Genomic DNA, 12,482 nt, shown 5'->3' with positions numbered 1-12,482 from the left:
CATCAGGATCGAGCGGCACGGCCTTCTTCGACGGCGGGTCAGCCGCAGACCGCCTCCATCACGCGCACGAAGTTCGCGCCGAGAACCTTGGCGATGTCCTCGTCCGACCAGCCGCGCCCCACGAGGCCGCGGGTGATGTTCGGGAAGTCGCGGTAGTCGTCCAGCCCGATCAGTCCCTGCGTCGCCACCAGGCCGTCCTCGGGCCGGAAGCCGGTCTCGGCGAAGAGCGGCTGCACGAGATCACGGAGCATCCACTCGGGCAGCTGCAAGGGCCAGTCGCTCCCGATCCCGACATGGTCGACGCCGGCCACCTCGGCGACGTACTCGATGTGGTCGAGCATCGAGTCGATGGTGACCGATGCTCCCGGGGCGAGGAAGAAGGGAACGGCCACGATGCCGATGAACCCGCCCGTGCCGGCGATCGCGCGCAGCTCTTCGTCGCTCTTGCCGCGCGCGTGCTCGAACACGCCTTGTGCCGCGGTGTGCGAGGCGACGACCGGTTTCTTCGACACCTCACACGCGTCGAGCGTGGTCTGCCGGCCCACGTGGCCCGTGTCGACGATGATGCCGAGATCGTTCATGACCTTGACACTGGCCACGCCGAACGACGACAGCCCCGCGTCGGTGCGCTCCGTGCAGCCGGCGCCGACCTTGGTCAGGCTGTTGTAGGTGAGCTGGCACATCCGCAGGCCGGCGTCGTGCGCGTAGAGCAGCGTGTCCAGGTCATGCCACGGACCCAGCATGACCTGTGAGCTCATCAGGCCGGCGTGGGTGCCGGTCTCGTGCGCACGGCGGATGTCAGCGGCGGTCAGGGCCTTGGCCAGCCACGGGAAGTAGTCGAACTGCTTCTGCATGTACGAGAAGGTGCGCTCCCACTGACCATCCGCCAGCTCCACCTGACGGTTGCCACAGGTGATGCCGCTCGCGTCCCAGTGATCCTTCACCGCGTCCATCCGCCCCTCGAACGCGCGGCGGACCGGCAGCATCAACCCGTCGGCGAAGGTGCCCAGCTTGTCGCCTTTTCTCGTCTCCAGGGCCGAACGCAGCTCCTTGTGCATCTCCTCGTCGAACACCCGGTACCCGACCGGGCCCTGGAACAGGGCATCGACGATGATGCACTCGCGATGCAACCGCGCGGCACGCTCCTCCTGCGCCTCGTTCAAGCCGAAGTCGAACGTGCCGAACTGTTCCGTCATCAAGATCCTCCAGAGCTTTCCGTTGATGTCACTTGTCGCCTGCGCGGCGAACGAGCCGGTCCATCAGGAACAAGAACTCCGGGTGCCCGGATCCGTCGTCCCCGACGCCGTAGCCGAAGGGCGGTTGATCGGGGTGGTCGGCCAAGGCCAGGGCCCGTCCGCCGATCGGTCGCAGCCGGACCGGGGGCGGATCCGAACGGTTGCGGCCGAGCACCGGGTCGGTGAACCTGGCCTGGTAGGACAGCGCGTCGCCGTCGTCGGTGATGATGAGCTCGCAGCCCCAGCAGACGTACCGGCCGTGGTAACGGCTCGGCTCCGGCTCCGGACCGGAAAGGTCGGGCGCCACCGGGGCGGACAGGCCGAACCGGCCCTCCAGCAGGGCCTCGGCGAGGTCCTTGTGGAAGGGCATCGAGGCCGGGCCCCCGTTCGCGTAGGCGATGTAGGCGGCGCCGCTTTCGGGGACGACGCCGACCATCGCGACGCCGCCGTAGGAGCCCCCGCCGTGGGTGAGCACGACGCGATCGCCGTACTGCTTGCGCAACCAGCTGAGCCCGACCGAGCCCATCTCCGGCACCGGGAAGTCGAGGTGGTGGGCGGCCATCTGGTCGACGGAGTCGGGGCTGAGCAGGCGCTTGGCCGACGCGAGGGCCGGCAGGTGGCTCCCTGCGAAGGTCAGCGTGTCCCGCACCGAGGTGATGAGCGTCGTGCCCGCCGGCCCCAGGCATTCGGGCAGCATGAACAGCTTGCTCGGCACCATTCCGTCGGCTCCCGGATAGTGGCCGATCGCCGTCCGGTGCAGAATCGCCTCCTTGGCCGTGAACATGCTGTGTTCCAGGCCCAGCGGCGCGAACAGCCGTTGCCGCATGGCGGTGGAGAAGCTCTCACCGGTGACGACCTCGATGATCCGGCCGGCGAGCACGAAACCGGCGTTGTTGTAGGAGAAATACTCCCCGGGCCGGAACAACTGACCGACGTCGCGCAGCAGCGGCACCCAGTTCGCGATCGCCTCGTCGCCGTCCCCGACGTCGGCGATCAGGTCCGACGCGTCGATCCCGGCCGAGTGGGTGACGAGCTGCCGCAAGGTCACCGCCTCCGCGGCCTCCGGGTCACCCAGGGCGAGATCCGGCAGGTAGCGCCGCACCGGCGCGTCGAGGTCGACCAGCCCTTGCTCGACGAGGGACACGAGTAACGTCGTGGTCCAGACCTTGGTGATCGAGCCGGTCAGGAACAGCGTGTCCGGTGTCATCTCGACGCCGCTGTTCAGGTTCGCGACGCCGGCGGCCGCGGTCTCGATCCGGCCGTCCTCCAGGACGCCCACCACGGCGCCGGGGACGCCGGAACGGGCGACCAGCTCCTGCACCGTCTGCTGAAGTTCCGTCATTGCGAGGTCTCCCGTCACCCGAGGCAGGATCGGACCGCGTCGGCGAGGTTGCGGGCCCGCCGTTCGCCGGCCTGGTAGGAATAGAGGTTCATGACATAGCCGAAGCCGACCTCGGCATCGGGGTCACCGAAGGCGATCGATCCGCCGGAGCCCGGGTGGCCGAACGCCTTCGGCCCCGTCATCGGCATCGGCGGGCAGGCTCGCCAGAACCCGAGCGACATGTTGAAGGAACGGTCGGCCGGGAGATCCAGGTCGGCGGGCAGGCCGTGCATCCGGGTCCGGTCGGTCTGGACCTCGATCGCCTGCTCGACGGTGGCCGGATTCAGCAGTCGCACGCCGTCGACCTCGCTCACCGTGGCGGCGTACATGCGCGCCAGCGATCGCGCGTCCGTGAGCATGTTCGCGGCCGGGAACTCGGCGGCGTGGTAGGCGCGCCCATGCAGGAACTCGGCGGCGTCGTCGAAGGCGCCACCGAGCGAGCCGGCGCGGGCCTGGATCGAGTCCTCGCCCCACACGGCGGCGATCCACCTGGTGACCGTGTCGGCATCGAGCCCGGTGCTCTCGATCATCCCGGCGGTCATCTCCTCCAGGACGAGCGGAGCGGCCTCGATCCGGGCCACGTTCTCCTCCTGTTCCTCCGGCAGCCCGATCCAGGCGCTCAGCCCGAGCGGACCGGCCACCTCGTCGGCGAAGAAGGTGCCGAGCGACTTGCCGGAGACCCGGCGCACTACCTCGCCGACCAGGTAGCCGTAGGTGATGCTGTGGTAGACGTGCTCGGTGCCGGGCTCCCACTCCGGCCTCTGCGCCTCCAGCGCGCGGATCACCGGGTCTCCGGCGCACGCGTCCTCGAAGGTGAACGGACCGTCGACGACCGGCAGGCCGGCCTGGTGCGAGAGCAACCAGCGCACCGGGATTCCTTCCTTGCCGCCGGCGCCGAACTCGGGCCAGTACTTCACGACCGGGGCGTCGAGGTCGAGCTCACCGCGCTCGGCCAGCATGTGCGCACAGATCGCGGTCGCGCCCTTCGACGTGGAGGCGACCAGGGCGATGGTGTCCTTCTTCCAGGGGCGCCGGGTCTCGCTGTCGGCGAGCCCGCCCCAGAGGTCCACGACGGGACGGCCGCCGACGTAGACGCAGCACGACGCGCCCACCTCGCCGGGGCTCCCCTCGAAGTTCGCCTGGAAGGCATCCGCGACCTTGCCCCAGCCGTCCTCGGCATGTCCGTTCACTGCTGCCCCGCTCTTCGTGTTCATGCTGTCCCTCCTTGGCGTTGTCCGGGCAGTTCGGGCGACGCACTCGGCCCGAGTGACGGTCGCTACTCGATCGGACCTGCCGGAGCTGTGTACTTGAAGCACTTGCAACCCGCGTCGAAGCCGGACACGGCCGTCAGCTCCATGCCGTCGTGCCGGTCGGGCCCGAACTTGGTGGCACCGTCCAGGGTGAGGGCGCTGATGAAGCCCGTCCCGATCTTCTCGATACCCGGCACGAGCTTCTCGGTCCCGCCCAGGCCACCGCTGTTGGTCAGTCCCTGCTGCAGCAGTCGTACAGCATCGCACGCCTGGAAGACGGTGAGCTGGTCGGTGATCTTCTGGACCGCCAGACCCGCGGCGCGGGCATCCGCCAGGCAGCTCTCGCGCACCTTGGCCTGCTCCGCGGACGGCGCCGGCGCTTCGGTCACGTCGATGTCCGGCATGCCGCCGAAGCCGAGCATGTTGGTGAGCTGGTCTGCCGAGTAGATCTTCATCGTCTGGGCGCCGCCCTGCGAGTGGAAGAGCAGGTACTGCGGCGACCACTTCTGCGCGTGCGCACCTTGCGCGAAGTAGTAGACGAGCCCGTTCTCGTACAACGTCAGGAACATGACGCTGTCGACGTCCTGGGACTTGAACTTCAGCGCGAGCGACTGGACCAGGGCGAGGGTCGGCCCGTTGTCGGCGTAGCCGTGGGCGCACTTGACGCCCGCCTTGACGAGGGTGATGCCGATCTTGTCGGCGATGGGCTTGAGGGTGTTGTCGTAGGCGCGCTCGTTGTAGGGGCAGTCCTCGATGAAGACGCCGATCTTGCTGCCGGAGCGCAGCGAGCCGGCCGCGATGGCCTTGGTCATGATGCTCTTGACGCGGCGGTCAAGGCTCACCGAGTTGACCGCGATCAAGCCGGGGTTCTTCTTGAGGTCGTCACTGTCGCCTACGGCTGATCCGGTCGTGCCCATGTACAGGATCGGAACGCCTGCCTTGGAGAGGCAGCCGTTGAAGCTCCCGTTGTAGATGGTGCCGTCGTAGACCACGGCCTGGACGTTGTTGTCCTTCGTGAACCGCTGGCAGATCGCTTCGAAGGCCGTGTCGTGGTTGGGGGCGCTGAAATCGATGGCTTCGTCAACGACCTTGATCTCCCGGCCCTTGATGCCGCCGCTCGCATTGATCTTGGCGAACATGGCATGTGCCGAGTCGCGGTACGGGTTCACGATCCCGACGCCGTTCCGCGCGGTCTCGGCGCGGGTGTCGGTGATCAGCAGCCCGATCTCGATCGGACCGGAGGTGGTCAGCTTGAAGGCCGAACCGCCGGCCTGGGGATCTTTTCCGCTGTCACTGCCGCCGCTGCCGCCGCCGCAAGCGGCCAGGGCAACAGCGCCGCAGACCGCAAGAACGGTCATCCGAATACGCATCATCGATCCCGACTCCCTCAATCTCGAGCACCGGCGGGTAGTCGCCGGGTGTTCCACCACGTGTGACCGGCCGGGGCCGCCGGCGAGGTGCCGAGCACGATCACGTATGTGCGTACACTATGGATGTACGCCTTAGAATGGCAAGACCCTTCGACGTTTTCCGTCGGAGATGGTCAGGGGCGGCCGATCACCTGTGTGGCCAGCTTCTTCAGTCCCTCGACCGCGCCGTCGCCGGCGCCGGCGCGGTGGAACGAGAGCGAGTACCAGGTGTCGCGGTCCAGCACCTGCACCTCGCCGGCGGAGGCGAAAGCTTCGTCGCCGAGCTCGACGGCCTTGGCGTTCGGGTAGGCGAGCTTGGTCTGCTCGAACAGCTCGGCCACCCGCGAGCCGTTGCTCTTGAACGCGCCGGCGAGGCGGTCCTGGGTCAGTACGGTGATCGAGAAGGTCGCCTCCGACGCGGCGTCCGTACTCGTCCAGGCGCACACGTCGGCACCGGTGTCCTCCTGGTGGGTCAACTCGCCGTCGCCGAACGGGCTGCCGAACGCCGCCTCCAGGCCGCCGGGGGTCAGCAGCTCGCAGACGTCCACCCCCGCCGCCGCGGGCTTTCCGCTCGGGGTCGCGGGCGAGGTGTCCTTCGCATTCTCGCCCGCGTCGCCGCCGCCGCCGCAGCCGGTGACGGTGAGCGCGAGGACCAGCAGGGACCCGGAAAGGCAGGTGAGGATCCTCATGAACGAACTCCTTTATCACGTATGTGTGTACACTATGCTGATACGCCTACGGTGGCGCAAGGCTATGGCGGCCACCTGCGGAAGCGAGCAGCTCCGAGTCAGGAGGAGACGGTGGATTCCCTCTCAGGCCGCACGGCCTTCGTCACCGGTGGAGCGCGCGGCATCGGGCTGGCCATCGCGCGCTCGCTCGCCGGCCGGGGCGTCTCGGTCGCGGTGGCCGACCTCGACGCTCCGGCCCTGGAACGAGCCGAGGACGAGTTGTCGGCGGTGACGAGCGCTCGGTCCTACAAGCTCGACGTCCGCGATCGGCAAGGGTATGCCGACGTCGCGGACGCCGTGGAGGCGGAGCTCGGCCCGGTGAGCATCGTCGTCAACAACGCCGGCATCCTCGATTCCGTCTCGCCGTCGCGCATGGACCACACCCTGTGGGACTACGTCATGGGGGTCAACGCGAATGGCGTCTACAACGGCCTTCAGGCGTTCGTGCCGCGCATGATCGAGCGCGGGCTCGGTGGACACATCGTCAACACCGCCTCAGCCGCCGGTCTCTTCGTCGACGGTGAGTCACTTCTCTACCGGTCAGGCTTCCTCTACCACGCGTCGAAGTTCGCGGTGGTCGGCCTGAGCGAATCGCTGCGCGTGGAGCTGGCCCACCACGGCATCGGCGTGAGCGTCCTGTGCCCAGGACCGGTGGCCACCGATGGGGTGGACAACGCCCGGCGCCTCCGTCCGGCGGACGCGCCTGAGCACTCGGCCAAGATCGAGACGATCCTGGAAGCCGCGCAGAACATGGTGCGCGAGCAGGGCGTTCAGCCATCGGTCGTGGGCGAGCTCGTCGTCGACGCGATCATCCACGACCGGCCCTACATCCTCACGGCCCCCGACAACGCCGCCCCGATCCGGGCCCGGATGGAAGCGTTGCTCGACGCCGTTCCGACAGGCCGGGCCGAGTAGGGCCGAGGGTCCGCGGATGGGACTTGAACTCACGACCCACCGATGATGACCGGCCTGCGTGATCACGATGGAAAGGCTCACCCGAGAGAGCTGGGCCAGGCGCCCTGGGGAATGCGGTAGAGGACGCGCGGCGATGTCGCCCTCGGCGTTCAGCTCGGACGCCAGCGTGTACCGCGCGGTCGTCTTCCCAGTCTGCCGGGGCGCCTGCAGCACGAAGTAGCGGCCCCTCTCGATGAGCTCGCGCGCCTGCGGGAGCTGCGGCGGTGCGGGGCCGAGGAGGGAAACGGCCACAGTCTCGGCATGCCACGGGGTCGGCGGTCGCGGCGCCGGCCAGGGCGATCATCACGGCCGTCAGAGGGTGGCGGCGTAGCCGGGTTCGACGAAGAGTCGCCCTGTCGCCACCGGGATCGCCCGGCGAGTCCGGCGGGCCTGGACCTACCTGCGGCCCTTTGCTCTTGACAAGCACTTAGGTAGTGTAGTGCTCTATTGGATAGAGTTTTGCTCTAGTTGAAGGTGGATGTCATGCCGTTCGGAGTGCTGCAGGAGATGCCAGGCGTCAGCGAGCAGGAGTACCGGCAGGTGGAGCGGCACCTTGGCCCGGATCGGCCGCCAGGGCTGCTCGCCCACGTCGCCGGACCGGCCGAGGGCGGGTGGCGGATCATCAACATCTGGCAGGACGAGGAGGCCTTCCGCCGCTTTCAGTCCGAGCGGCTGATCCGCGCGGCCGGCCTGGCCGCCCAGGAAGAGGGCTTCGATGCCGGCAAGGCCGCCGGTTTCCGCTCGGTGAGCGTCGACGGCGCCGAGATGCCGTTCTGATGGCCGGAGCCGACATGCTCAGGGCCCGCAACCTCGCGTTGGCCGACCCGCTGGCGGGCTGCGCGACGATCCGCCGCCCGCGGCGCCCGGGCGCACGCCTGTCCGCGCACATCACCCTGTGAAAGCCACACCGACAGGATCGAGATCCAGGATGAAGACCGGTTTCTTACGCCAGGCACTGTCCGTGAGCGCCGTGCTGGCGACGTTGTGCACCGCCCTGCCGGCGCAGGCCGCCCAGGCCGCCGCGACGACGAGTGTCTGCGGCATCAAGCCCTATGGCCTGATCGGCGCCCGATGGAACGAACTGGGAGGCGAGGCGAGTGGTCTGGGCTGCCCGGCCGCCGTTGAGGGGGACGTCTACCGCGAGGGCGTCTGGGCCGGGCACAGGCAGCGTTTCGCCCGCGGGCAGATGGTGTGGTCGCCCGGGGAGGGTCCCAAACTGGTGGTGTCGGCGTGGTCGATCGGCGGCTACGCCTACGTTGATTGGCGCTCCACCCTGCCGCGCGTCTACGACCGTTTCCTCATCCGCTGGGTCAGCGCGGCCGACTCCGGCGGCACGGAGCGGGAGGTCGGCGGCGGAGACAGCGGGCGGATGCGGGTGCGCGTGGTGACCAGCAGCGGTTACCGGTTCTACGTCCAGGGCTGCGACGTCGGCGTCTTCAAAGCCGGCTGCAAGCACGGCTGGACAGTGTCGGTGACCGCGCGATGACACCGAACGCCGGCAAGATCCTGCTCGCCGCCGCTGCCCTGCTCGTCCTGTCCGGCTGCGGTCAGGACGGCTCCGGCCCGCCGCCGCAGAGCCTGTCCTCCCAGGACGGCCAGAGCACGGCCGGACAGGATCCCTGCGGCGCGAACGCCGAGAACGTCAAGAAGAAGGTCGGGCAGGCGCAGATCCGCTCGGTCACCATCGCCGGCCAGTGCACGTCCCTGACGATCGAGACCAGCCTCGGTGACGAGGAGTCGGACGCGGCCAAGAAGATCTGTGACTCCGCGGCCGAGGTGGCCTACTCCGGGGACACCAACTCCATCCGCGTACTGGGCGCTTCGGGCAAGGAACTGTCCGTGGGAATCGCCGCCGCCCCGTGCCTGGCCCAGCCCTGAGATCGTGACGGCACCTGCCGGCCGCATTCACCTGGTGGTGTGTCAGCCGGTCGGGGACGAAGGAGCCGTCGTGGGGATGGGCTTGCCGAGCATGGCGCAGACCGCGCCGTTCACCAGGGCTTGGTAGGCGGCACCGACCTCGGCCTCGGTGAGCCCGTCGACGACACGCCGCATCGTGGCCATGCGGGCGAGCCGCGGCGCGAGCACCTCGTCGAGCGTCGGGGTGGCTTCGAGGGTGAGACCGAGCTTCGCCGTCGCGTCGGGCGGCATCCCGCCGTAAGGGAAGCCCCACGGGTGGTACGGCGCTTCCTCCTCCAGCACGGCATTGCCGAGCCAGGCATCGCCGGCGAACAGCAGGTGCCGTTGGGTCTCGACCAACGACCACTCGCCGTTGACCTGCTCGTGCAGCTTGGCCTCTTCAGGCCGCTGACCTCGCAATCGCGGATCTCGAGACCGGCAAGGTCGCACAGGTGGATGCGGGCACCACGGAACTGGTCGCTCTGGGCGTACTCAGCAGCCATCGAGGCAGTCTTCCGCACCCGTCCCGCCCGTGCCACCTTTGGCCATGTCGATCACGTGGAACGACCTCCGCGCCATCATCGCCATCCCCCGAAACCCCGCAGACATCGAAGAAGGTCACTACGTCAAGCAATGAAAGACACCGGTGTGCCCCGGCGGCAGGTGGGTGAGGACGGTGTCGACGAGCGTGTCGGTGAACTGCGGGGACACGCTCTGACCGGTGACGAGGACGCGGTAGTAGATGGGCCCGACGATCTGGTCGACGGCGAGGTCGATGTCGACGTCGGGGCCGAGCGCGCCGCGGGCGAGTGCGCGTTCGAAGGGGAGCCGGTCGTAGCCGCGTTGCTTGGTGAGGTGCTCGAAGCGCAACCGGGTGGCGAGCGCGGGGTCGTGCTGGGCTTGGGCGGTGAGGGCGCGGAATACCGCGCCGGCGTCGGACTCGGCCAGGAAGCGGGCGATCTTGCGGGCGTGGGTGCGCAGATCCTGCCGAAGGTCTGCGGTGTCCGAGGGGATGAGGGCTTCGGCGGCGTCCTGGAGGAAGGCGTCCATGAGAATGGCGTTCTTCGATGACCACCAGCGGTAGATCGTCTGCTTGGCCACGCCCGCGCGGCCGGCGATCCCTTCGATGGTCAGCCGCGTGTATCCGACCTCCACCAGCAGGTCGTCGGCGGCTTCCAGCACGCTCTGGCGTGCTTCTTCGCTGCGTCCGTGCCTGTTCCCGCGGTGCCTGCTCGTGGTGTCGCCGGCGTCAGCGCCCATAGGTCCGTTCCCTTCGACGACGTGACCTTAGCACCTTGTCTAGACGCAACGGTGCGTCTACGGTAGCGACCATGAACACACTGACGACGACCGCCGCCGCCGTGCTCGATCGGCTGTTCGCGGCCGCCGACCTCGAAGAGGCGAACCCCGCGCCGTGGCCGCTGGACACGCCCTATGCCGACGCCTCGGCGCAACAGCGCGCCGACGCGCTGGCGGGGGAGTACATGCCGATCTCCAGGTCAGGCGGTCAACTGCTCTACGCGCTCGTGCGCAACGGCCGCCCCGAGACGATCGTCGAGTTCGGCACCTCCTACGCCACCTCCACGATCCACCTGGCCGCCGCGGTCGCCGACAATGGCGTCGGGCACGTGTGGACGACCGAACTCAGCCAGGCCAAGGTCGAGGCCGCGCGAAACAACCTGGAGCAGGCCGGCGTGGCCCAGCACGTGACGATCCTGGCGGGCGACGCTCTCGTGACGCTGGCCGAGGTTCGCGGACCCATCGGCCTGCTGCTGCTCGACGGCTGGAAAGACCTCTGCCTGCCGGTGCTGCGGCTGCTCGAAGACCGCCTCGCCCCGGCCGCCCTCATCGTCGCCGACGACACCACGTTCGCGAGCATGGCCGACTATCTCGCTTACGTCCGCGACCCCGCACACGGGTACGTCACCATCGCCTTCCCCGTGGAGGACGGCATGGAGATCAGCTGCCGAACCTAGAGGTGGCCGCTTTGGCTGGTCCGGAGAAGCAGGGCGTGTGGGATGTAACCCACGACCCACGGATCATGAATATCGTGTTGGCTCCTGCGAATCGCGGCTCCAATGCATCAACCCGTTCCCGGAGCCGGCGGCTTCACCTGCGCGAGCTCCGCGAGGTCGTCGAATTCGGGTAGGCCATCGGCTGGAGCGCGGACGACGCCGACCTGCGCCGGCCTGGGCCCCGTAATCGTCTTGGCCGGGCCCCAGCTCACGATATCGACGGTGGCACCCGCTTGGGTGTAATACTTCTCCTTGCCCTGCGTGCTGAAGCCAGAGCCGAACTTGAAGGGAAGTCCTTTCGCGTCGAACATGAGAGTCCATTCCACAACCGTGTTCGCATAACTCGCGTCCGGCCGCTTACCGGCCACGGACCGGAACGTGGGTGAAAGGTCGTACAGCTCGGCGAACGTAAGGGTGCCTTTGTAAAATCCGGTCCGCTTGCGGTCGGGGGTTTTCCCGGCGGGGTTCGGCAGGTTGAACTTCTTCTCATCGGCACTGGCGATGAGCGCCTTGAGCGTCGCGATCTCGAAGATGTTGATGATGTGGTCGCTGAAGGCCGTCGCGCCGGCGCTGGTCTTGTCGCGCTGTGCCCACGTCTTTCCCGTGGGCAGGTCCGCGGTCCACAGGCGCCCCGTGCTGTAGAACCGGCCCTTGGTGTTGATCCAGCGGTGCGGCCGGGTCTGTGCGATCAGGCTCCGGGAGACGAGGTCTCCTTCGGCCGCGCGCTCCTTGGCGAGCGGAAGCAGGTGACGGTTGAAGTCCACCCAGCGAGTGAGACTCGCCGCGACGACTCCACTCCCGCCGAGAGCCAGCGTTCCTTTCTGCATCGGCTGATAGCGGAACACCCGAGCAGTGTGATTGTCGTATTTGTTCCTGTTGTTGATTTCAACGGAGCCGTATTGCGTGAACTTCACGCTCGCGCCCTTGGCGAGCTGGTCGCGGACGGCGCGCACCACATCCGGGACCGCGGCCTCCGCCGCGGCCGGAACGGCGAGCGCCGCCACCGGGCCGATGAGTACGGCGGATAAGAGAGCTGATGAACGGCGCATTGAGTCGTCCTCCGGCGCAGATCGAACTTGGGGCACCCTGATCGCATGATCTACAGCAGTCCCGGAGCGTACCAGCTTCGCGGCTCATTCAGAGGGCCGGAAACAAGGAAGAAGTAATAGGGCCGGTCAATCCGACTTCTCCTTGGATACCGTTCGCTGCTCGATGGCGGCGAGCAGCGCCCCAAGGAGTTAGCGAGCAGTGCTCCACCGATCAGCAGCCGTGTCACCCACCCCCGGAGGTCGGACACCGTGATGGCCAGGATCAACGTGGTCGCACTCCAGAAGGCGCACGCGGATGCCATGACCACCGCTCTGCGCAAAATCCGGACCATAGATTTCACTGTGACCCGATCCTTATGTCCTTGAGGGTGGGCATCGACATCCCCGATTACTGATCGTACACGGGCTGAATTCGCGCTGAACGCGCATCAAGGCGTACAGTCACAGGTTCGGTGGACGCGATACGGATCCGCTTAGACGTCCGCATGCCGACGTTGTCGCTCGCGCCACTTGGCGCCGAACGGCAGCGTCAACATCGCCAGAACCACTTTGAGGAAACATGACT

The 12,482-nt window shown here is 67.9% G+C and carries 13 protein-coding genes; 5 read left to right on the top strand and 8 right to left on the bottom strand.

The window, feature by feature from the left end:
* Positions 1 to 38 precede the first annotated feature (38 nt).
* The 5 genes from ACWD0F_RS47065 to ACWD0F_RS47045 form a co-directional block, all read right to left on the bottom strand.
* Positions 39 to 1,196 carry a dipeptidase gene (locus ACWD0F_RS47065; RefSeq protein WP_449888917.1) on the bottom strand — a complete coding sequence of 386 codons (1,158 nt, stop codon included), beginning with the start codon at positions 1,194 to 1,196 and terminating at the stop codon, positions 39 to 41.
* Positions 1,197 to 1,224: 28 nt separating this feature from the next.
* Positions 1,225 to 2,577, bottom strand: a complete 1,353-nt coding sequence (locus tag ACWD0F_RS47060; RefSeq protein ID WP_449888915.1) for a serine hydrolase domain-containing protein — start codon at positions 2,575 to 2,577, stop codon at positions 1,225 to 1,227.
* A 14-nt stretch (positions 2,578 to 2,591) separates the two neighbouring features.
* Entirely contained in the window at positions 2,592 to 3,830 is a 1,239-nt protein-coding gene (locus ACWD0F_RS47055; RefSeq protein ID WP_449888913.1) for a serine hydrolase domain-containing protein, read from the bottom strand.
* A gap of 62 nt (positions 3,831 to 3,892) precedes the next feature.
* Positions 3,893 to 5,224, bottom strand: a complete 1,332-nt coding sequence (locus ACWD0F_RS47050; RefSeq protein ID WP_449888911.1) for an ABC transporter substrate-binding protein — start codon at positions 5,222 to 5,224, stop codon at positions 3,893 to 3,895.
* Between the two features lie 185 nt (positions 5,225 to 5,409).
* Entirely contained in the window at positions 5,410 to 5,964 is a 555-nt protein-coding gene (locus ACWD0F_RS47045; protein ID WP_449888910.1) for a DUF3558 family protein, read from the bottom strand.
* Between the two features lie 111 nt (positions 5,965 to 6,075).
* Here ACWD0F_RS47045 and ACWD0F_RS47040 point away from each other — a divergent pair, with 111 nt between their 5' ends.
* The 4 genes from ACWD0F_RS47040 to ACWD0F_RS47025 all read left to right on the top strand — a co-directional run bounded on the left by ACWD0F_RS47040 (position 6,076) and on the right by ACWD0F_RS47025 (position 8,835).
* A complete protein-coding gene (locus ACWD0F_RS47040) occupies positions 6,076 to 6,918 on the top strand; it encodes an SDR family oxidoreductase (protein WP_449888908.1) in 843 nt (280 codons plus the stop codon).
* A 522-nt stretch (positions 6,919 to 7,440) separates the two neighbouring features.
* On the top strand, positions 7,441 to 7,734 hold the full coding sequence (locus ACWD0F_RS47035) for a hypothetical protein (RefSeq protein ID WP_449888906.1): 294 nt from the start codon (positions 7,441 to 7,443) through the stop codon (positions 7,732 to 7,734).
* Positions 7,735 to 7,885: 151 nt separating this feature from the next.
* Positions 7,886 to 8,443 carry a hypothetical protein gene (locus ACWD0F_RS47030; protein WP_449888904.1) on the top strand — a complete coding sequence of 186 codons (558 nt, stop codon included), beginning with the start codon at positions 7,886 to 7,888 and terminating at the stop codon, positions 8,441 to 8,443.
* Positions 8,440 to 8,835: a hypothetical protein gene (locus ACWD0F_RS47025; protein ID WP_449888902.1), complete on the top strand. Its 396-nt coding sequence runs from the start codon at positions 8,440 to 8,442 to the stop codon at positions 8,833 to 8,835. The genes ACWD0F_RS47030 and ACWD0F_RS47025 overlap by 4 nt, the downstream gene beginning before the upstream one ends.
* 42 nt (positions 8,836 to 8,877) lie before the next feature.
* Here ACWD0F_RS47025 and ACWD0F_RS47020 read toward each other — a convergent pair whose 3' ends face one another.
* Positions 8,878 to 9,273 carry a DinB family protein gene (locus ACWD0F_RS47020; protein ID WP_449888900.1) on the bottom strand — a complete coding sequence of 132 codons (396 nt, stop codon included), beginning with the start codon at positions 9,271 to 9,273 and terminating at the stop codon, positions 8,878 to 8,880.
* A gap of 201 nt (positions 9,274 to 9,474) precedes the next feature.
* Complete coding sequence (locus ACWD0F_RS47015; protein WP_449888899.1) at positions 9,475 to 10,113, bottom strand: TetR/AcrR family transcriptional regulator; 639 nt, start codon at positions 10,111 to 10,113, stop codon at positions 9,475 to 9,477.
* 71 nt (positions 10,114 to 10,184) lie between these two features.
* On the opposite strand from ACWD0F_RS47015, the gene ACWD0F_RS47010 reads away from it, so the two are divergent.
* Entirely contained in the window at positions 10,185 to 10,829 is a 645-nt protein-coding gene (locus tag ACWD0F_RS47010; protein WP_449888897.1) for an O-methyltransferase, read from the top strand.
* Between the two features lie 107 nt (positions 10,830 to 10,936).
* On the opposite strand, the gene ACWD0F_RS47005 is transcribed toward ACWD0F_RS47010, so the two are convergent.
* Positions 10,937 to 11,917, bottom strand: coding sequence for a hypothetical protein (locus ACWD0F_RS47005; RefSeq protein WP_449888896.1), 981 nt, complete (start codon positions 11,915 to 11,917; stop codon positions 10,937 to 10,939).
* Between the last annotated feature and the right edge of the window lie 565 nt (positions 11,918 to 12,482).

This window comes from Nonomuraea sp. NPDC002799 (genome assembly GCF_053592075.1).
Note: the sequence above shows the minus strand (reverse complement) of the source record. Positions and strands in the feature narration are given on the sequence as shown.